General features: G+C 61.9%; 19 protein-coding genes and 1 pseudogene. 14 read left to right on the top strand and 6 right to left on the bottom strand.

All coding sequences use genetic code 11. The annotated features are described in order from the left end of the window. The first annotated feature begins 5 nt into the window (after window positions 1-5). From F757_RS0130950 to F757_RS0130965, 4 genes are all read left to right on the top strand, one after another. A complete protein-coding gene (locus F757_RS0130950) occupies window positions 6-1,298 on the top strand; it encodes an SUMF1/EgtB/PvdO family nonheme iron enzyme (RefSeq protein WP_027214723.1) in 1,293 nt (430 codons plus the stop codon). Window positions 1,299-1,309: 11 nt separating this feature from the next. After that, on the top strand, window positions 1,310-2,134 hold the full coding sequence (locus F757_RS34445; protein ID WP_051376906.1) for a DMT family transporter: 825 nt from the start codon (window positions 1,310-1,312) through the stop codon (window positions 2,132-2,134). Between the two features lie 207 nt (window positions 2,135-2,341). Beyond that, window positions 2,342-3,358, top strand: a complete 1,017-nt coding sequence (locus F757_RS0130960; protein ID WP_027214724.1) for an asparaginase — start codon at window positions 2,342-2,344, stop codon at window positions 3,356-3,358. Window positions 3,359-3,575: 217 nt separating this feature from the next. Beyond that, window positions 3,576-4,151 carry a GNAT family N-acetyltransferase gene (locus F757_RS0130965; protein WP_232221489.1) on the top strand — a complete coding sequence of 192 codons (576 nt, stop codon included), beginning with the start codon at window positions 3,576-3,578 and terminating at the stop codon, window positions 4,149-4,151. A 326-nt stretch (window positions 4,152-4,477) separates the two neighbouring features. Here the strand turns inward: F757_RS0130965 and F757_RS0130970 are convergent, their stop codons facing one another. Next, window positions 4,478-5,368 (bottom strand): LysR family transcriptional regulator, encoded by an 891-nt coding sequence (locus tag F757_RS0130970; protein WP_027214726.1) that lies wholly within the window; start codon window positions 5,366-5,368, stop codon window positions 4,478-4,480. 159 nt (window positions 5,369-5,527) lie between these two features. Here F757_RS0130970 and F757_RS34450 point away from each other — a divergent pair, with 159 nt between their 5' ends. Further along, window positions 5,528-7,126, top strand: coding sequence for an MFS transporter (locus F757_RS34450; RefSeq protein ID WP_051376908.1), 1,599 nt, complete (start codon window positions 5,528-5,530; stop codon window positions 7,124-7,126). A 399-nt stretch (window positions 7,127-7,525) separates the two neighbouring features. Here the strand turns inward: F757_RS34450 and F757_RS0130980 are convergent, their stop codons facing one another. Beyond that, complete coding sequence (locus tag F757_RS0130980) at window positions 7,526-8,152, bottom strand: TetR/AcrR family transcriptional regulator (RefSeq protein WP_027214727.1); 627 nt, start codon at window positions 8,150-8,152, stop codon at window positions 7,526-7,528. A 216-nt stretch (window positions 8,153-8,368) separates the two neighbouring features. Between F757_RS0130980 and F757_RS0130985 the strand changes: the two genes are divergently transcribed. After that, window positions 8,369-8,689 (top strand): H-NS histone family protein, encoded by a 321-nt coding sequence (locus F757_RS0130985; RefSeq protein WP_027214728.1) that lies wholly within the window; start codon window positions 8,369-8,371, stop codon window positions 8,687-8,689. 339 nt (window positions 8,690-9,028) lie between these two features. Continuing rightward, a pseudogene (locus F757_RS35565) lies at window positions 9,029-9,390 on the top strand (LysR substrate-binding domain-containing protein); the annotation flags it as partial. 11 nt (window positions 9,391-9,401) lie between these two features. On the opposite strand, the gene F757_RS0130995 reads toward F757_RS35565, so the two are convergent. The 3 genes from F757_RS0130995 to F757_RS0131005 are packed head-to-tail and all read right to left on the bottom strand — an operon-like array spanning window position 9,402 to window position 13,118. Further along, complete coding sequence (locus F757_RS0130995; RefSeq protein WP_027214729.1) at window positions 9,402-10,913, bottom strand: aldehyde dehydrogenase; 1,512 nt, start codon at window positions 10,911-10,913, stop codon at window positions 9,402-9,404. Window positions 10,914-10,930: 17 nt separating this feature from the next. Further along, window positions 10,931-12,325, bottom strand: a complete 1,395-nt coding sequence (locus tag F757_RS0131000; RefSeq protein ID WP_027214730.1) for an MFS transporter — start codon at window positions 12,323-12,325, stop codon at window positions 10,931-10,933. 55 nt (window positions 12,326-12,380) lie between these two features. Then, the gene (locus tag F757_RS0131005; protein ID WP_027214731.1) at window positions 12,381-13,118 is read right to left on the bottom strand and encodes an enoyl-CoA hydratase/isomerase family protein; all 738 of its coding nucleotides are present in this window, start codon (window positions 13,116-13,118) and stop codon (window positions 12,381-12,383) included. 54 nt (window positions 13,119-13,172) lie between these two features. Between F757_RS0131005 and F757_RS0131010 the strand changes: the two genes are divergently transcribed. The 7 genes from F757_RS0131010 to F757_RS34455 all read left to right on the top strand — a co-directional run bounded on the left by F757_RS0131010 (window position 13,173) and on the right by F757_RS34455 (window position 18,424). Next, complete coding sequence (locus tag F757_RS0131010; RefSeq protein ID WP_035467734.1) at window positions 13,173-13,928, top strand: GntR family transcriptional regulator; 756 nt, start codon at window positions 13,173-13,175, stop codon at window positions 13,926-13,928. Window positions 13,929-14,429: 501 nt separating this feature from the next. Beyond that, a complete protein-coding gene (locus F757_RS0131015) occupies window positions 14,430-15,281 on the top strand; it encodes an ABC transporter substrate-binding protein (RefSeq protein ID WP_027214733.1) in 852 nt (283 codons plus the stop codon). Window positions 15,282-15,294: 13 nt separating this feature from the next. After that, complete coding sequence (locus tag F757_RS0131020; protein WP_027214734.1) at window positions 15,295-16,011, top strand: amino acid ABC transporter permease; 717 nt, start codon at window positions 15,295-15,297, stop codon at window positions 16,009-16,011. Window positions 16,012-16,022: 11 nt separating this feature from the next. After that, window positions 16,023-16,667: an amino acid ABC transporter permease gene (locus F757_RS0131025; RefSeq protein WP_027214735.1), complete on the top strand. Its 645-nt coding sequence runs from the start codon at window positions 16,023-16,025 to the stop codon at window positions 16,665-16,667. Further along, a complete protein-coding gene (locus F757_RS0131030; RefSeq protein WP_027214736.1) occupies window positions 16,664-17,416 on the top strand; it encodes an amino acid ABC transporter ATP-binding protein in 753 nt (250 codons plus the stop codon). The genes F757_RS0131025 and F757_RS0131030 overlap by 4 nt, the downstream gene beginning before the upstream one ends. Window positions 17,417-17,427: 11 nt before the next feature. Next, the gene (locus tag F757_RS0131035) at window positions 17,428-18,177 is read left to right on the top strand and encodes an IclR family transcriptional regulator (protein WP_027214737.1); all 750 of its coding nucleotides are present in this window, start codon (window positions 17,428-17,430) and stop codon (window positions 18,175-18,177) included. Between the two features lies 1 nt (window position 18,178). Continuing rightward, window positions 18,179-18,424 carry a hypothetical protein gene (locus F757_RS34455; RefSeq protein ID WP_035467736.1) on the top strand — a complete coding sequence of 82 codons (246 nt, stop codon included), beginning with the start codon at window positions 18,179-18,181 and terminating at the stop codon, window positions 18,422-18,424. 128 nt (window positions 18,425-18,552) lie between these two features. On the opposite strand, the gene F757_RS0131045 is transcribed toward F757_RS34455, so the two are convergent. Next, the gene (locus F757_RS0131045) at window positions 18,553-19,740 is read right to left on the bottom strand and encodes a LysR substrate-binding domain-containing protein (RefSeq protein WP_232221490.1); all 1,188 of its coding nucleotides are present in this window, start codon (window positions 19,738-19,740) and stop codon (window positions 18,553-18,555) included. Window positions 19,741-19,872 lie beyond the last annotated feature (132 nt).

Genomic DNA, 19,872 nt, shown 5'->3' on the forward strand with positions numbered 1-19,872 from the left:
GCGAAATGTACCGCGATCCCGGTCCGCATCATCCGCTCGTTCAACGCCTGATCGACGCCCGTCGAGTCACAGACGATCTCTTTGCCATCGTCAAGCCCGAGTTTCTGTACGAAAGACCGATCCGCGAGCGGCATCGCATCGTGTTTTATATCGGGCACCTCGAAGCTTTCGACCGTAATCTTTTCGATCAGCGTCTGTTCGATCTGCCTGCATTCGATCCGCAACTGGATCAGCTTTTCGCCTTCGGCATCGACCCGGTCGACGGCGGTTTTCCCACCGATCAACCCGATGACTGGCCTTCGCTCGATACCGTGCGCGGGTACGGCCTGCGTACCCGCGAGCAGATCGACCGCGAGTTGCGGGCGCTGACAGACTCCGCGCGTGTCGAGGCCTCGGGGCAATTGCTGAATGTCGCGATCGAGCATCGCCTGATGCACGCCGAGACGCTCGCCTATATGCTTCATCAGTTGCCGCTCGAGCAGAAGGTGACCGAACTGCGCGAGCCTGTCGTCACCGGCCCCGGGCGCGCGAACAGCCCGTCGCCCATGCTCAGGGTACCCGCAGGCGAGGCCACGCTCGGCATGCCGCGCGACGGCGGCCGTTTCGGCTGGGACAACGAGTTCGGGGAATTGCGGGTGGACGTGCCCGCGTTCGAAATAGACCGCTATATGGTGACCAACGGCGCGTTCCTGGAATTTATCGAGGCCGGCGGTTATCGCGAGCCCAAGTGGTGGTCGGAGCCGGACTGGGCATGGAAGGAGGCGGAGCACATCGAGCATCCGGCTTGCTGGTCGCGGCGCGCTGAGGCCGGTCGGCCGGACGCATGGACATTGCGCACGATGTTCGACGAAGTACCGCTGCCGCTCGACTGGCCCGCCTACGTCAGCCACGCCGAGGCAAGCGCGTATGCACGCTGGGCGGGCAAGGCGCTGCCGACCGAAGCGCAGTGGCAACGCGCAGCGCAAGGCGCGCCGCACGCGGACGCGGGCAACTTCGATTTCCGTCACTGGGATCCGCGGCCCGTGGACGCCTACCCCGAGAACGTCAGCGCTTTCGGCGTGGAAGGCCAGTTCGGCAATGGCTGGGAGTGGACCTCGACGTTGTTCGACGGCCTGCCCGGGTTCGAGCCGTTCCCGTTCTATCTGGGCTATTCGGCGAACTTCTTCGACGGCAAGCATTATGTGCTGAAGGGCGGGTCCGCCCGCACCGCACGGTGCATGTTGCGGCCGACGTTTCGTAACTGGTTTCAGCCTCGTTATCAGTATGTTTATGCGGGGTTCAGGTGTGTCGGGGTTTGACTGATTAAGCCTTGAGTCTGCGCCGCGAATCACTTGGTAAAGCAGTAGCGCTCGAGTACCCCGCGAACGAGGTGACTTTCTTCCGCATGCTGTTCGGTCTTGTGCCGGCCACTCTCGTCAGTCTTCGTGGCGGGTCGTTGGGTGTTCGCGTCCGAAATATGGACTTTCACGGACAAACGATACGCGCGCTCACGCTTCTTGGTGCCTCCGGACTGTTTTTCGCCGGCTTGCCATATTTGCCATTGAGCGAGGCCGTCGCAATCGTTTATTCCGAGGCGATCTTTGTCGTTCTTCTCGCGCCGATCCTGCTTGGCGAGCGCTTACTCGCGCGGAATGCAATCGCTGCGTTGGTAGGTTTTATTGGAGTCCTACTGGTCGTCCGGCCCCAAAGTAGCTTGTCGAGCCTCATTGGCCCGTGTCTGCTGCTGCTGAGCGCCTTTTGTGGCGCACTTTCCATGATTCAGATTCGTAAGCTCAAGGCTAGCGAAGACTCGAGTCTAACCGTGCTTTTCTTCACGGCCTTTGGAGCCGCCCTTACTGGCCTTTCCCTATTTTTCACGTGGCGGACGCCGACCATCAAGCATCTGTTCATCATGGCGTCTTTGGCGACCCTCGCCACGGCGGGACAGCTTCTCTTTACAATCGCAGTAAGGCGAGAAAGCGCGGCAAGGCTTGCCCCCTACACTTACACAAGCATCATCTGGGCAACGCTTTTTGGCTTCTTGGTGTGGGGTGAGACATTATCCCTCGTGCCAGTCGTTGGAATAGTTGCGATCGTCGGCAGTTCAATTGCTGTTGCAGTCCGGGAGCAGCCGCCAGAAGGGCCCGCAGTCTAGCAACGATGTTGTTCCGACGTTGGTCGGCTTGGTTACCGGCTTAGTTACCGGCTCACTTCGGCCACAACCGGTCATTCGACAGGGACTCCCCAATCGTTGACGATGCCGGCAAATTCCGCAGGTTGTGTCAGCAACTCCTCAAGTCGGAGTGTCAACCGGCGTTTTCACCAGCATTTTCCAGCGAAGTACATTGCGAACAAATCCACCATGAAACACACTTTGTTAGCTGCTGCCACGCGTAATGGTCACGTAGAGCGCAGTCATTGGGGTTCGGTCGCAATCTCGGATGCCCAAGGCACACTGCTCGCATGGTCCGGAGATCCGGATGTCTATGCGTTCTCCCGCTCAACCACCAAGCCCTTTCAGGCGATTCCGTTTGTGCGAGATCGCGGCCCTTCCCATTTTGGATTTTCGCCTTCAGAAGTGGCGCTATTGTGCGGAAGTCATTCCGGCGAAGACTCCCACGTAGACTCGGTCGGCGCCATGCTTTCAAAAATCGGAGTATCGGAGCGGGATCTATGCTGCGGGATGCATTTGCCAATTCAGTACGGAGAGGACAACTTGCCCCCGGTCGGCAGCTACTTTGACCAGCGGCACAATAACTGTTCGGGCAAGCACACTGGTTTCTTGGGATATTGCCGCATGCACGGCCACGATCACAGCGACTACGTGGCGGCCGGTCACCCGCTGCAGCAAGACATCGTTCAGCAGATCGAGCGGCTGTCGGGAGTGCGCAAGTCCGACCTCTGGTTCGGCACGGATGGATGCAGTGCACCTAACATTGGCATGCCGATATCACGCCTCGCGATGATGTGGGCCCGTCTCGCTGCAGGAGCGTCCGGCGACGGCGCGAGAGCGGACGCCGTATTGTCCGAAATCTTCGCGGCGATGACTTCACACCCGGAGATGGTGTCAGGGCGCGGTCGTTGCGACTTGGCTATCGCGCAGGCAACCTATGGGAATTGTGTCGCGAAAGTCGGTGCAGACGGCACCTATGCAATGGGAATAAGGAGCCTCGGCGTTGGCATCGCCATTAAGATTGCGGACGGCGACCTGTCAGCGCTCTACGCGACTGCCGTAGCTGTATTGAGGGAGATTGGACTTATTAACGACGGAAACGCATCGAGCTTGGCCCGCTGGGACAACCCGAGGCTACACAGTGCGCGCGGGATAGAAGTGGGTCAGCTTAAAACGATGGTGTGCCTGAACCGATCCTCAGCTTGATCGCGGGCTGAAGAAGATGGCGGCGAACGGCAGCCTTTGGGAAAGGACGATGGTCTTGTAAGGGGTGTTATGCGATGTTGCGTCAGGCGGCCGCCCGGCGATGTTCGTCGCGCTCTTGCGTCGGGCGCTGTGCGGCCAACTCCGCACATTGGATCGGCGGCACCGAACTGGCGACAATCGGGCAAACTTCTTGAAACACCGAGATATGAGGGGCGTGGTGTCCATCAATATAACCGACAAGGAAGGAGCCTTTCCAAATCTGACAACTGCGCGGCTGTCGTTGCGGGAGCTTTTGCTCAGCGACGCGCCATCGCTGTTTGCTGTGCACGGCGACCCTGAGAGTATGCGCTGGTTCGGTACCGATGCAATGACCGAGATAGGAGAGGCCGCCAAGATGATTCAGATGTTTGCCGAGTGGCGGCGCAGTGGCTCAGGCGTCCGCTGGGCCGTCACGAGACTTTCGGACGGCCTGTTCCTTGGTACATGCGGTCTCTTTCGATGGAATCGAAATTGGCGAAGCTGCGTCGTCGGCTATGAGCTAGCTCCGATTGCGCGTGGCAATGGATACATGAACGAAGCGCTTTCCGCCGCGATCGATTACGGTTTCGATACCATGCAGCTAAACCGCATCGAAGCACAGGTTCACCCTCAAAACGCACCATCTATAAAAACGCTGGAGGCGTTGGGCTTTCTCCGTGAAGGGTACCAGCGTCAGGCTGGATACTGGCGCGCCACTTATCACGATCTCCTGCAATTCGCGTTGTTACGTCCTGAATTCCGACGTCGTACCTAACGAACTGGTCAAGGGCCGCACTTTCGCCCCATGAGCGGCTGCTTTCGAGCAATCCCGCTGACCGCTTCGGGTCGCGATGCGGCAATCCGCTTTTCGAATTCATCGCCGGAAAGCGGCCAGTGGAATTTCGCTGTCCGAAACGGACAGTCGTCAGTCTGTACTTCCGACCGTGAACTGCCCTTCGAACTGGGGTCACCGCGACGACCGCTTTGAGAGTACAGCCGCCGCTCGTCTCATCGAGTTGATCTGCGAATAAGTGCAAACGCAACAGTTGTTGTGCTACTGCCCCGCCAGAGTGGGATTGCCCTTCTCCCCCGCAGCGATTTTCACTGCTCCTGAAACAGGTGCGCACACATGAAGTCGACGAACACGCGCAGCTTGGGCAACAGTTGCCGGCTCGACGGCCAAAGGATCGAAAACTGACCGGGCGCAATCGGGTGATCGTCCAGCGCCGTGACGAGGACGCCGCTCGCGAGCGCGTCGCGCGCGAGGAAGTCCGGCATGAAGCCGATTCCGAAGCCGGCGATCACCGCGCCGCGCAGCGCCTCCATGTTGTTGCAGGTCATCACGGTGCGCAGGTTCGGCGGTTCGCCGCCGTCCGCCGTGAGCATCCACGGCTGCAGCTTGCCGGTGGTCGGAAACCGGTAGCGCACGCAGCTGTGCCCCACCAGTTCGTCGAGTGTGCGCGGCAGGCCGGCGCTTGCAGCGTAGCCGGGCGATGCGCACAACACGAACCGGAAGGGCCCGAGCCGACGCGACGTCAGGCTTGAATCGGAGAGAGCACCGCTGCGGATCACCGCGTCGAAACCTCCATCAACTACATCGACGAGCCGGTCATTGAAATCGAGATCCAGCTCGACGTCCGGATAGCGCGCGCTGAACGCGGGCAGCACCGGCAGCAGGAAGCGATAGCCGATTACGGGCAGGCTCACGCGTAGCTGGCCGCGCGGCGTCTGCGCTGCCTTCGACAGCATAGCCTCCGCGTCGCGCAACTCTTCGAGAATCCAATGACAGCGCTCGTGGAAATGCCGCCCTTCTTCCGTCAGTGTGACCCGGCGCGTCGTTCGGTGAAAGAGCCGCACGCCAAGCGCACGCTCGAGCCTCGCGATTGTCTTGCCGACCGCCGACGCAGAGATGCCGAGCTTGCGTCCGGCCGCGACGAAGCTGAGCGTCTCCGCGGTGCGCACGAAAGCGACGATGCCGTTCAGGTTGTCCATGTCGATTTGACCCTTGATGATTCGGTTCATTGCGGAATTTGACTCCGCTATTTATGGACTTGCACGTTGTTTTTAGCGCATTGAATCGGGAATATCTTTTGTCGCTCGGCCAAATGGGTCAGATGCATCGATATTTCACGAGGAGCGGTGATGGACTCTATGGATTCTCCTAACTCAACGAGGCGGCTCGTCGTGCTCGGCGCCGTCTGCATGGCCGCGCTCGCGTTGCCACTCGCATTCTCCGGCGGCGCAGTCGCGACGCCCGCGATCGGCCGCGACCTAGGCGGCGGCCCCGTCGCGATGAACTGGATCACGAACGCATTCATGCTCGCATTCGGCAGCCTGCTGATGGCCGCAGGCACGCTCGCGGACCGGTTCGGCCGCAGGCGCGTGTTCGCGTGTGGCGTCGTGGGCTTCACGCTGACCTCGCTCGCGCTCGGCTTCGCGCCGTCGATCGTAGTCGTCGATCTGTTGCGTGCCGCACAGGGCGTGGCGGCCGCTGCGGCACTCGCGGGAGGCACGGCTGCGCTCGCACAGGAATTCGACGGCCACGCGCGAACCCGCGCGTTCAGTGCGCTCGGCACGACGTTCGGAATCGGCCTCGCATTCGGCCCGGTGCTGGCGGGTTGGCTGATCGCCGAGTTCGACTGGCGCGCGATTTTCGCGACCGGCGCACTCGCGGGCGCGCTGTCACTCGGGTTCGGCGTTCCGCGCATGCGCGAGTCGCGCGATCCGCACGCGCGTCAGCTCGACTGGGCTGGCACCGTGACGTTCACGGCCGCGCTCACCTGCTTTACATGTGGCGTCATCGAGGCACCGTCCCGCGGCTGGACTTCTGCAGCCGTGATCGGGCTGCTTGCGGCGAGCGTCGCGTTCGCCGTCGCGTTCATCATTGTCGAGACACGCGTCGCGCGGCCGATGCTGGATCTGTCGCTGTTCCGATATCCACGCTTCGTCGGCGTCCAGGTGCTGCCGATCGCCACCTGCTACTGCTACATCGTGCTGCTCGTCGTGTTGCCGCTGCGCTTCATCGGCGTCGACGGCTATGACGAGGTTCACGCGGGCTGGCTGATGCTTGCGTTGTCGGCTCCAATGCTGGTCGTGCCGTTCGTCGCAGCGACGCTCACTCGCTGGATGTCGGCGGGCGCGATCTCGGGAATCGGGCTGGTGATCGCAGCGGCAGGGCTGTATGCGCTCGCCGGCGCGCTGCGAACCGGTGCGGAGGCGAGCACGACCGGACCGATGCTCGCGATCGGCATTGGCGCGGGGATGCCGTGGGGGCTGATGGACGGTCTGTCGGTGAGCGTGGTGCCCAAATCGCGCGCGGGAATGGCCACAGGCATCTTCAGCACGACGCGTGTCGCGGGCGAAGGCGTCGCGCTCGCGGTGGTGAGCGCGCTACTTGCGGCGCTCGCGCAGGGTCGCCTGCATGTGGCGGTCCAGCACGCGGAACCGGCGGCCATCGCCGAGGCGGCCGCACGGCTCGCGACGGGTGACCTCGCGCACGCCGCGGCGCGGCTACCGGACGTCGCGCGCGCGACGCTGCAGGCCAGCTACTATGCGGCGTTCGGCCGACTGCTCGACGGACTCACAGTCGTTACGCTACTGTGCGCGCTCGCGGCATTCGCGTTCCTGAGCCGGCTCCGCGTGCAAGACGCACCATTTCCCGCGAAGGCAGGCGACGTGCATGTCGCCCCATCCGCACCGATGGCGGACGTCGTGCCGCCAGTAGCCGAGCTCGCGCGCGACGATCGCTGATGCAATCCATTTGCGCAACTGGCCAGGATTGACATCGCACACATTCGTCGCGTGGGCGATGGACAGACCTGGTCTCACCCACAAGCGAGCCAGCTCATCGTGACCTTCGGCGTCACATTCGAAACGGTTAGCCCGTCTCCGACCGGCAACCAGACGGCTCCATACGCCCTTCTTCTTTGGAAAGACGTCTCCAGCAGACTGGTTGCGATGGGGGGCGATTCATCATCGGTTCGCGAGCAGACGGTGACCGAGGCCAACCGTCACCGATCCGCGGCCATGTTTTCGCCGTGGCGCTGAGGCTGCAATCGAAGAGTCTCGGTAAGCTATCGAGGCTCTCTCGGAAAAGCTCGCCGGCATCGCCGCGCCCATCGCGCCGCTATCAGCCTCACCCCTTCGAGATCAGCGCATAGGCGGCGCTGCGGCCAGCAAGCCGCGCAAGAACACCATGATCATACGTCCAATGGGCACCTCGGCCAGCATCGAACGCTGCAGCGCAAGGCCTTGTGAGAGACCCATGAAAGCCGCAGCCAATACGGTCGGCGATTCGGGCGGCACTCTTTCCAGCCTCGCGAAAATCTGCCCGATACAGTAGGCAAGGCCATCACGATGAGCGTCCAGCAACACCTGTGAGGCCGTTGCAAAAGCGGGATTGCGGCGTCCCTGAAGCTTGAATTCAACGCCCAACACAGACCATTCGGGCTCTGCATCAAGCGTCTCTGCCCAAACCTCCAACGCGCTCAATATGTCCTCCGCAGACGCAGACGGGTCGCTCAGCGCCCGGCTGATGTCGCTTACTTGCGTCCTTGACCGCTCTCGCATCAGTTCCATAAACAGGTCTTCCTTACTCGCAAAGTTCGAGTAGAAAGCCCCCTGCGTATAACCGGCCTCTGCCGCGATATCCCTGAGAGATGTACCGCTGAAACCTCTCTCGACAAACAGCCGCGCCGCCGCAGCAAGCAACTGCGCGCGGGTCTGCAGTTGACTATCTTCGCGGCTCAGCCGAGGGGTGGTGGTGGCCGTTCTCATGATGATCGAGATATCAATTGATATCTGAAATGCAACTGGATATTATTACGAATGCATTTCATATTTCACTTGATATGTAAAAAATATGGAGCTTGGACTCTTCGTTTGAGAGGTCCGTACCGAGCAGGACGAGGATGGCTGAGAAAGTCGGCCGGACACCCGCCGCGAGAACCGGAAGCGATGCGACAACTTGACCATATATTTCGGAACGAGAACATGAGCAGCAAAGTGGAGATGTTAAAGCAGCAACTCGCACAACTCGATAAGCGGATATCGGTCGCCTGGCAGCAGGAGCAGAAAGCTGCAATCGAACATGTCCGCCAGGTCATGAACTTCTTCAACCTCGTGCCCAACCAGTTACGCATTGACCGGCGAGGCACCTACAACACCAGACCAATTCAGATGAAATATCAGGATCCCGTCACGGGTGCGACCTGGAGCGGCCGTGGACGCGCGCCGTCCTGGATCCGGAACCGAAGCTACAGTGACTTTTTGATCAAGCAGTCCGACGCCGGCGAATCGGACCAGATGCGTTGACATTCAAGCTGGCCGAGTAACTTGCGGGTCGTGGCCCAAGCTGCGGCCGGGCCAACGCCCCTTACCGAAGCCGAGCGGTCCTTCGAATGGCCGTTCACCGCTGTCAGCGAAACACTGCTTCATGGCCGGATCGAGGCAGTGCCGCCAGCAATCCGCTCGCCACAGAACGGCCATTGAGCGAGGAAGGACGAGACCCTGGATATGCAAATTGCAGAGCAAGGCCGGCCGACCGTTTCTGACCGCCCCCACGCGAACCGTCAGTGTGTCCGAATGTGGTCATGCGTCGTCAAGCGCTGCATGCGCGTCCTGCGCGCGGCGCACGTTGTCGCTGCCGCGAGCCGGCGGTTCTACGAGCAGGTGATGCCGCACCTGAGGGGAATGGCGGGAGCCGCCGATGCTGCGGCGGGTGGGGCGGCGACGGCGCGCGGCAAGCTGCGCCTCAATGCGGATCCGGTCTTCTGCGGATCATCCTTGGGCCGAAGCTCGACGGATTCAGGGAACTGCATCCCGAGCTGGAACTCGAGTTCGTTGCCGGCGAGCAGCTGCGCGAGCTTGTCATGGACAGCTTCGATCCTGCCCTGCGATCCGGCGAACCTCGTTTATCGAGTCTGATCCCGCGAAAGCTGCTCGACACGCCGATCGTAACGGTCGCACCGCCCGCGTATCTGATCCGCAGACCGAACAGCGAGCCGCCACACGATGCCGCCCTCCCCTAGTTCAAACGCTTCAGCTCACCGTCGTCGGCATACCAGTCCACCGTGCTGCCGCTCGTGTTGACGGTGACCGCGCGCGGCTCGGTGAACTGGTCGAACGATTCGATGCCGGTCTCGCGCCCCACGCCGCTGTTCTTGAAGCCGCCCCAGGGCGAAGCGGGATCTAGCCGATGATGGTCATTGACCCAGACCATACCGAACTCGAGTTTGCTCGCGACACGGTGGGCGCGCGCGACGTCGAGCGTCCACACCGAGGCGGCCAGGCCAAACTGCGAATCGTTGGCGATGCGCACGGCGTCGGCTTCGTCCTTGAAAGGCATCACCACGGTAACCGGGCCGAACACTTCGTCCTGCCCGATCTCGGAGTGCGGGTCCACGTTGTGGAGCACGGTCGGCTCAATGAAAAAGCCCTGCTTGAGCCCTTGCGGCACGCCGCCACCCGTCAACACTTTTGCGCCCGCAACCTGTGCCCGTTCGAGCATGCCAAAAATACGCTGGCGCGAGCGCTCGGAAATTACCGGCCCAAGTTGCGTCTTCAGATCTTCCGGGTCTCCCACGCGAATGCGACTGGCCTTCGCCTTGAAGCGTTCGAGGAACGCGTCGTACATGGATGCCTGCACGAGAATGCGCGCGCCGCACACGCAGGTCTGGCCCGCGCCGATAAACGACGCAAACGCGGCGCCGTTGACCGCGCGATCCATGTCCATGTCGTCGAACATGATCACGGCGCCCTTGCCGCCGAGTTCGAGCGTCGTCAGTGCGAAGCTGCGCGCCGCCGCTTCGCCGATCGACCGGCCGACTTCCGTGCCGCCAGTGAAAACGACCTTCCGGATCAGCGAATGGCGCGCGAGCGCCGCGCCCGCCTCGCGGCCTTCGCCGTTCACGACGTTGACCACGCCCTTCGGCACGCCGGCTTGCTGCAGCAGGCGCACAAGACGGACAGTTGTGAGCGGCGTCTGTTCGGAAGCCTTGATCACCACGCTATTACCCGTCGCGAGCGCAGGCGCGAGGCTCTTCGACAGAATCATCAACGGATGATTGAACGACGTCATGAGCGCCACGACGCCAAGCGGCACGCGTTGCGTGTAGCAAAGGTAAGGACCTTCTATCGGGATCACGTCGCTGCGGCGGGTTAGCGCAAGCGCCGCGAAATATCGATAGAACTGGGGAAGACGCGAAATCTGCGCGCGCGTCTCGGCGATTGGCCGGCCATTGTTCAACGTCTCTAGCCGGTAAAAGTTTTCAAGATCCTCTTCGAACAGATCGGCAAACCGGTTCATTACGCGCGCGCGCTGCTGGATCGGCATGTCGCGCCATGCGCCTCCTTCGAAGGCGGCATGCCCCGCCCGCACCGCGCGGTCCACATCCGACCCGGAGGCCGCCGCCAGGCTGCCGATCACGGCGCCCGTGGCGGGGTTGACGATATCCATCGTGCGGCCGGTGTCGGCGTCGACCCACTCGCCGTCAATAAAGAGTTGTGCGTTCAGGTGCTGTTTGTTGACTGCATCCATATCCATTGCTCCTGCGGTTACTTGAGAGGCGACACGCGAGCATCGGCGCGCACGCCGCCCTCGCGAAGAGTGCCGCCGGGCTGAAGGTCTTCGAGACGCTGGCCGGTCGGCTCGACACCGAGCCACGCGACCACGACAATCTGAATCGCGAGCAGGCCGATCATCAGCGCCAGCACGCCGACAATGCCGTACTGCCCGAACAGGGCGACTACGACAAACGGTGTAACGATCGTCGCGCCGCGGCCCAGTGTGTTGCAGATGCCGGACGCACGCAGCCGCACTTCCGTCGGAAACAGTTCCGGCACGTAGATGGCGAACAGCAGCGCGACCAGCACGTAAATCGGGATCGTCAGCAGCAGGCCCACGGCCGGCAGCAGCACGGGATTGCTGACAAACGGATAGATCGCCCCGAACAGGATCGCGAAGAGCGACGCGCCGACGATAGTCGGCTTGCGGCCCCACACGTCCGCGGTGAATGCGCCGATCGCGGAACCTATCGGCGCGCCGAGCGACATCACGAGCGCATAGCCGAACGAGCGGGCGATGCTCAGGCCTTGGTGCACGAAGAACGTAGGCAGCCAGGTAATGAAACCGTACAGCAGCGTATTGATGACGATGAGCGTCACACAACCGACGATCATCCGCTGCAACATGGCGCCGACGAACAGCGAGCCGAGCGCGCCCGAAGGCGCCGGGGCCGGCTTATTGACGGCGGGCGGTGCAAGCGGCACGCCGGGTCGCTGTGCGGCGACCTCCTTTTCGATGCGCTGCAGGATCGCTTCAGCATCATCGTGACGGCCTACGGCTTCGAGCCAGCGCGGCGATTCGGGCAGCGACTTGCGCGCATACCAGACCCCGAGCGCGCCAATACCGCCGAGCACGAACATCATGCGCCAGCCCAGCCACGGAATGACGAGCAGTCCAATCAGCCCGGCGACGGGCAGGCCGGATACGACGAACACGGCCATCAAGCCCTGCAGGCGCCCGCGTGAGCGCGGCGGCACGAACTCGGTCAATGTCGAATAGCCCACGACATTCTCGGCGCCAAGACCGATGCCCATCAGGAAACGGCACGCGATCAGGACGCTCATGTTCGGCGCGAGAGCCGCGCCGAGCGACGCAAGCCCGAAGATTGCCAGATTGACTTGATACGTGAAGCGGCGGCCGAAACGATCGCCCAGAAAGCCGGTGCCGAGCGAACCCAGCATCATGCCGAGGAAGGTCAGCGATACGAAAAGGGCATTCTGTCCGAGCGTCGAAAAGCCGCTTCGCAGCGTGGCGCCCAGCACAGTCGACGCGACGTAGATGTCAAAACCGTCGAAGAACATGCCGATACCGATCAGCCACATGATCCGTCGATGGAACGCCGACATGGGCAACCGGTCCAGCCTTGCACCTGCATTCACGTTCATGTTCTGTCTCCAGCCAGTTCCTGGCCTGTTGTTGTGGTCGACCAGTGCGAAGCGCTCAACTCGCGTTGCGCTGCCTGAGCCGCATGCTGGTCACGGTGAGCATTTCCGTTGCGCAGCGAAAGTTCTGCTCGATCGTGCTTTCCTCGGCCGCCTGGAAGAACGCCTTGCATTGCCGCGCGCCCGCTTCGTCGAGAGCAAGAATGCGTTCGACCAGCGCCTCGGCCTCCGACTGCAATGTGTGCGGCTCGCAGATCGTCGTAATCAGCCCGGCCTGCAGTGCAACGCGAGGCGTGATCGTGTCGCCGAACAGCACCATCGGGAAGACCTGCTTAGGGAGCGCGTAGCGGCCCAGATAGGCCATGATGGCGGCGGGCGGCAAGCCGTTGCGCATCTCTGGAAAGGCGAGGCCGGCGCGCGCCGAGACGAGCGTGAAGTCGCACAGGATCGCGAGTCCGAAACCGAAGCCGTGCGCATCGCCCTGCACCTCGGCGATCGTGATGAGCGGCGAGGCACGCAGCAGTCTTTTGAGTTCGATCAGGCGCGACACTTCCGCATGAATGCCCAACGCGTCGCGCCCGGCTCGCTCGCGGCCGGTGCAGAAGACGTCGCCTGTCGCGCGAATCCGCAGCACGCGAGCAGCAGGCTGGACGACCTCTGCGCGCAACGCCGCAAGCATTGCGTCGAACATCGGCCCGGTGACCTCGTTGCGCTGCGCCGGATTGTCCAGAGTGAAGGTCAGTACGCCGCCCGCGCGGTCGATCCGCACAGGCTGTGGTAAAGACAGATGTTCCACGTCGCCTCCTTGTATAATCTGTATACAGCGTATTCAGCAAACTTCGGAGTGTCAATGCCGACTTCAGCAAAAATCAAATCTCATGCGGCCGATGAATCGGCCGAACATCCGCTGGACACGATTGGGCGTAAGTACCATTTGCGCATGCGCGGTGCCGACGCATCGAGCGATTCGCTGAGCGAGGGGGTCGTGGTGCCGGCCTTGCGCGAGGCCATCGTCGAAGGCGTGCTTGCGCCGGGTAGCCGCCTGTCCGAGGTTCAGGTTGCCAGGCTGCTGAACGTGAGCCGTACGCCGATGCGCGAGGCGTTTGCGCAGTTGGAGCGCGAAGGGCTCGTCACGGTGGTGCCGCGCGTGGGCGCTTTCGTGCGTTCGGTCACGTTACGGGACGTCGAAGAGATCTACACGGTTCGCGCGGCGCTCGAATGTCTCGCAGTGGAACTTGCGGCCCAGCGCATCACGGCGCTCGGCCGGGCGCAACTGGACGATGTGATCGAGGCGATGCGAGCGAGCGTCGCCGCGCAGAATCCCGCGAGTTATGTCGACGCCCTGGACGGCTTCTATACGATCGTCATGGCGATCGCCGACAACCGCACACTGCGGGACAACCACGCCGCACTGATCGGACCAGTGCGGCGGCTGCGTCGCATTGCAATGTCGCGAGGTGGCCGGATGCAGGCCTCGTTCGAACAGGCGGTTCTCATCCGCGACGCGATTGTCAACGGTGATCCGCGCGTGCAGCAATTGATGCGCGAGCAACTGCAAGCGGCGTGCAAAGCGGCAGTCGACGTGTTGAACTCGTCGGCGAAGTGAACAATAGCGGGCGCCATGTTTTTTCCGGCGCGGACAGAGTGCGCCTACGACCCCGCCCGAAGAGTCAATAAACCTTCTCTGCTGCCCCGCTGCCACCGCGCGTCCGGTGGCAGGCCACCCTATTCGGCAAACACCGTGCGCAGCGCCTTCCGAAAGCGCAGGCAAACAGCCGCTCCGGTCCGCATGGCTTGTCTGCTCCCGCGAAACGAAACTGTGCCGTTGCCGGAAGACAGAGGCAACGATCCGCCAGCGGGATCAAAAATTCATTACCGCGCAATGCGCAAACACGTAAACCCGATCGCCAGCTAGCCCGCCAAAATGCGGGACGCAATTAGGGTTCTGGCTGCTTGCGCCGCCCTTTTTAGCGTCCAACACTTGCCCCTCAATCCGGCTCGCCAGATAACTGTCCGGTATATCGGACAACCTAGTGCTTCGACGGAAGATTTCGCGAGGCAAAGCTGGGAGCGGTTTCTCAGACCAACCCTCTACCAGGATCTGAACATGAAGCTCGCCACCAAGGGCGCCAAGGCCGCCCTGCTGTTCGCCGCAACCGCCGTGAGCGGACTGCTCGCGCTCTCCGCCTGCACGAAAGTGGCGACGCCCGAGCAGGGTCCAGCGGCAGCGGCACCTGCGTCGACGCTTCAGGCTGTGCTTCAGCGCGGCACGCTGCGCGTCGGCGACTGCCTTACGTTCGCGCCGTTCGGGTTCTACGACAAAGACGGCAATCCGGACGGCTACGACGTCGACCTCGCCAAGGAACTGGCGAAGCAGATGGGCGTCAAGCTCGAAGTTGTGAACACCACCAGCGCGAATCGCATCCCCAATCTGCAGACCGCCAAGGTCGATGTCGTGTTTTGCAACTTCACGCGCAACCTCGAACGCGCCAAGGTAGTCGAGTTCACATCGCCGTACGTTGTCGCCAGCGAAGCGATGCTCGTGAAGAAGAGCAGCGGCATCCAGTCGGCGAAGGACATGAGCGGGCGCACCATCGCCACGGTGAAAGGCTCGACCAACGGCGACGAAGTCCGCTCGATGGGCATCCCCGTCAAGATTCAGGAATATGACAGTTCGCAGGCGGCCATTCTCGCCGTCAAGCAGGGCCAAGCCGATGCGATGATCGAGGACAACAACTTCCTTGCGTATCAGGCGAAGCTCGATCCGGAACTGACCGTGACGAACGAGGCACTCGTGCCGCTGGAATACAACGCGTTCGGTGTAAAGGCGGGCGACCAGGCGTGGCTCAATTATTTGAACCTGTTCCTGTTCAACATCAATGCATCGAAGCTGAACGCGCAGTTGTACAAGAAGTGGTTCGGCGTCGATCCGAAATATCCGCTCAATCCGCAGTTCTGAAGCGGAGGCGCAGATGAGCTATCAATGGCTGACTCTGTGGGGCTACGTCCCCGAGTTCCTGAAGGCCGGCTGGCTGACATTACAGGTCACGTTGCTGTCGTTCGTGCTGGCCCTCGCGCTCGGTCTCATCGCCGCGCTTGCCAGCATGTCGCCATCGGCCATTGTGCGGTTCATCGCGCGGGCTTACGTCGAAGCCATTCGCAATACGCCGGTGCTGCTGCAGATCTTCATCGTGTTCTTCGGCTTGCCGTCGATGGGCATTGCGCTCGATGCCTATTGGGCCGGTGTCATCGCGCTCGGTGTGAACGTGGGCGCGTATCTGTCGGAAGTGTTTCGCGCGGGCATGCAATCGGTGCCGCGCGGACAAGTTGAAGCAGCCAGCATTCTTGGGCTGGAACGCGGGCAGATTTTCAAGGAGATCGTGATGCCGCAGGCAGCGCGTGCGGTGTATCCGGCCATCGTCAACTATCTGATTCAGTTGTTGCTCGGTACATCGCTGCTGTCTGCAATTGCGTTGCCCGAACTCACCGGCACTGCAACCGTCATCAATTCGCGCACGCTCCTGTACGTGCAGACGTTCGCCGTGGTGCTCGTCGCGTATCTGGTGCTGAGCAATGTACTGTCGTGGATTGCCAGTCAACTCGGCGCACGCATGTTTCATCCGCCGCTCATCGTGAAGCCAGGTGGGCGGCGGGTTGGATTCACGCTGCGTCGCGCGAACCGTGCCTGAGGGATTGAGTCATGTCACTCGAACTGCTGAAAAACAGTCTGTCCATCTTGCTGCAAGGTCTGCTGACGACTTTGCTCCTATCGGTCGCGGCGATCGTCGGAAGCACGCTCATCGGCCTGCTCGCTGCCGTGTTGCGGTCGTTCGGGCCGTGGGGCACGGACCGCATCGCGAAGCTCTATACGGAGTTGTTCCGCGGTACGCCCGTACTCATCACGCTGATGTTCATCTACTTCGGCGTCTCGTACTTCGGCTATGCAATCGATGTCTTCGCAGCGGGCGTGATCGGCTTGAGCGTGTATCAGGGCGCGTATATCGCGGAAGTTTTTCGCTCGGGCATCGAGTCAGTGTCGAAAGGACAGTGGGAAGTCTCGCAGATTCTCGGCCTATCGCGCGCACAGACCTTCGCCTCGGTCGTGTTACCGCAGACGGGGCGCATCGTGTTACCGCCGCTCATCGGGCAGTATCTGTCTCTCATCAAGGATACGTCGATCGTCAGCATGATCGGCATGTCCGAATTGATGCACGGCGGCCAGGCGATCGTGGATCGCGTCGGCAAGCCGGTGGAGATTTACGGACTCGTCGCGCTGATCTATTTCGTCGTGTGCTTCCCGCTTTCGCAATGGGTGCGCCACCATGACCGCCGGAGACTTACATGAGCGATACCATCCAGAGCAAGCCAGCCATTTCTCTGTCGGGCGTGAGCAAGGCATTCGGCGCGACGCGCGTTCTCAACGAGATCAATCTCGACGTGCGCGCAGGCGAAGTGCTCGTACTGATCGGCGCTTCCGGTTCAGGCAAGAGCACGGTGCTGCGCATCATGGCCGGACTGGAGACGACGGACTCCGGCGAAGTGTGGGTGAACCAGGTGCCCCTGCACGATCCGAAGCGCGCGCGCGAAATTCGCGGCCACGTCGGCATGGTGTTTCAGCAGTTCAACCTGTTCCCGCATAAGACCGCGCTCGGCAATGTCACCCTCGCGCTCATCAAGGCGCGCCGGATGTCTCCCGCCGATGCCCGCAAACGCGCAATGGAAACGCTCGACCGCGTGGGTCTCGCCGACCGCGCATCGCATTACCCCAGCCAGTTGTCGGGCGGACAGCAGCAGCGCGTCGCCATTGCGCGGGCGCTGGCGGTCGAACCCGGCATCATGTTCTTCGACGAAGCCACATCCGCACTCGACCCTGAACTCGTCGGCGAAGTGACCGAAGTGATGCGCGGCCTCGCGCGCGACGGCATGACGATGGTGGTCGTGACCCATGAAATGGGCTTTGCACGCAAGACAGCGGATCGCGTCGTGTTCATGGACAAGGGCGTGATTGCAGAGCAAGGCGACCCGGAGCAAATCTTCGTCAACCCGTCGAACGAACGCACGCGGCAGTTTCTCAGCCGCGTGCTCGATCATTGAAGGATGAACGAATGGCAGTAACGGAATCGTCTCGCGCGCGAGGTGTGGACCGTGTCATCGATATCTTCAGGAAGCTGCATCAGGCGCAGCGGCCCATGACGATGCGCGAGCTAATTGAAGCGACCGGCTCGCCGCGTTCCAGCATCTACGAACTCGTCGCCATTCTCACCGAAGTGGGCTGGCTCGAAACATCGGCGGATGGCAATGTGTTCTTCGGGCGCGAGATGCATTACTTCGGCTCGGACTACGCGACGCACAATGACCTCATCAGCCGCGCGCATCAGTCTATTCTCGCGCTCGTTCGCAAGTACGACGAGACCGCGCAGTTGTGCATGCTCGAAGGGAACAAGTACTCGGTCGTGCTATCGGAGAACAGCGCGCGGCCGTTCAACATCAGCTCGGATATCGGCGTGCGTGTGCCGATTCCCTGGACTGCGACCGGGCGCCTGCTGCTCGGTCACATGAACGCCGACGCCATCCGCGACCTGATTCCAGCAGAGGACTTTGTGCTCGACAACGGCGTGCGCATCGATTTCGATGAATTCATGCGCGATGTGCAGAACGCGAAAGCGCTTGGCTATTGCTGCACGGAAGGCCTGTCCAACGCGTTCCGGCTTTGCATGGCCGCGCCAGTTCGCGACCGCGCGGGCACGCCGATCGCCGCGCTGTGCTTCATGACGGGCCGCGACACAGACCCTGAACGCCGTCAGTCGATGCTGGACGATCTGCTTCAGTCGGCGCAGGCGCTTTCGCATCGCTGACATGGACACACGGCTTCAGCGTATCGATGAGTTGGAACAGGAGAACGCGGCGCTCAAGGAAGTGAACGACATTCTGCGCAAAGCAGTGGCGTATTACGCGCGTTCGCTCAACGGATTAGCGAACGAGCGCGCTTCTGAAGCACGGCCGCCGTGCACGAAAGTTGCACAAGAAGCGGCAACATCGCTTCAGCACGGCGACGTGACTCCTGCCCGTGCGGCAGCTTCGAACGAAGAAGGAAGTTTGTGAGCCTCCGGGGTGTGCATGGTCATGCCCGGACGAAGCAAGGTTTGACAGCTTCACACTGATCGTCACGAGCCCGGGCTCATTCCTCGCACGCCTGTGCGGCGTGTCTAGCTTGCGGGCGGCGTGCCGCTTCAGGCCTGATCGACAGCGCACTCCTGCCGCAAACATTCAATGAAGTGCAACTGCATCGCCGTGCCGAGCCAATCTGCGCGCAACGTATAGCCGACAGCGCGATCGGCCTCCGGCGTCTTGAGCTCAAGGGCAACCATCTCGCTGCCTGCATAGGCTTCGCGGATCTGGGAGCGTGACAACAACGTGATGCAATCGCTTTCAACGAGCATCGCCATCATCATCGCAAGCGAGCTCGTCTCGACGACGATGGGCGGTTTGACACGCAGGCGCGCAAAGATCGAATTGATAACCGCGCGGCGCGGGACATTGTGCTGTGGAACGACCCAGTCGTAATCGGCAAGATCACGCGGTGCCAGCGATCTTTTTTGCGCAAGCCGGTGCCCTTTGCGAACCGCCACCACATAGGGATCAGCGAAAAGCTCAGTTTCCTGCACCGCCCCCTGAAGACGCGGCTCGCGCAAGCCGCCCACGATGATGTCAATTGCCCCCATGCGTAGCTCGCGCAGCAGCGTCGCGTGCGACCCCTCATCGACCGTGACGTGGGCCGCCGGATAGCGCTCCCGCAGCCGCTGGATCACGCGCGCGACGAGACGCGGCGGCAGCAGCGGCAACACGCCAATCGCCAGCTTGCCGCTCAGTTGCCCGCGCGCAAAGGCCAGGTCTTCTCGGGCCTGCGCGATCTCATGAAGTGCGAGGCTCAGGCAGCGCGCCAATTCGAGGCCCGCGGCGTTCGCCTCCACGCTGTGCACACGCCGCCGGTACAAGGGCACGCCAACTGTCTGCTCGATCTGGCGTGCCCCTCTATGTACGGCGGGCTGCGAGATACCGAGTTGCCGCGCCGCTTCTGACGCCGATCCGGCGCGCGCGATTGCGATATGGCAGCGCACCTGCGCATCGGTCAGATGCCGACAGATGTTGCGCGCATTCGTGGGTGAACCCTGGCCGGTCAGGTCCGAGACCGCGCGTTCCATCTGATCCAGCATGCGCCTGACGCGCCGTTGCAGTATCGCGCCTTCTGCGGTCAATTCGCTGCCGCCGAATCCGCGCTCGAAAAGCTGGCCGCCGAAGCTTGTTTCAAGTTTGCCGATTGCGAGGCTCACCGCCGGCTGCGTGCGGCCAGCCCGCGTTGCAGCCTGCCCGATGCCGCCCGCCTCGCACACCGCGTCGAATAAGAATAAGCGCCTCAAGCGCGTCAAATCGTCGTCGGACGAATCGTCCCTATGCCCTGCCATCGCTCTCTGCACGCTATGTGAAAACCCTGAGCTTAACCAAAACTTATGTCCTGTGCCGAAGTTCATATTGCGGGATTCGTATGCATC

The sequence above is a fragment of the Burkholderia sp. WSM2232 genome (assembly GCF_000472545.1).
Lineage (GTDB): Bacteria > Pseudomonadota > Gammaproteobacteria > Burkholderiales > Burkholderiaceae > Paraburkholderia.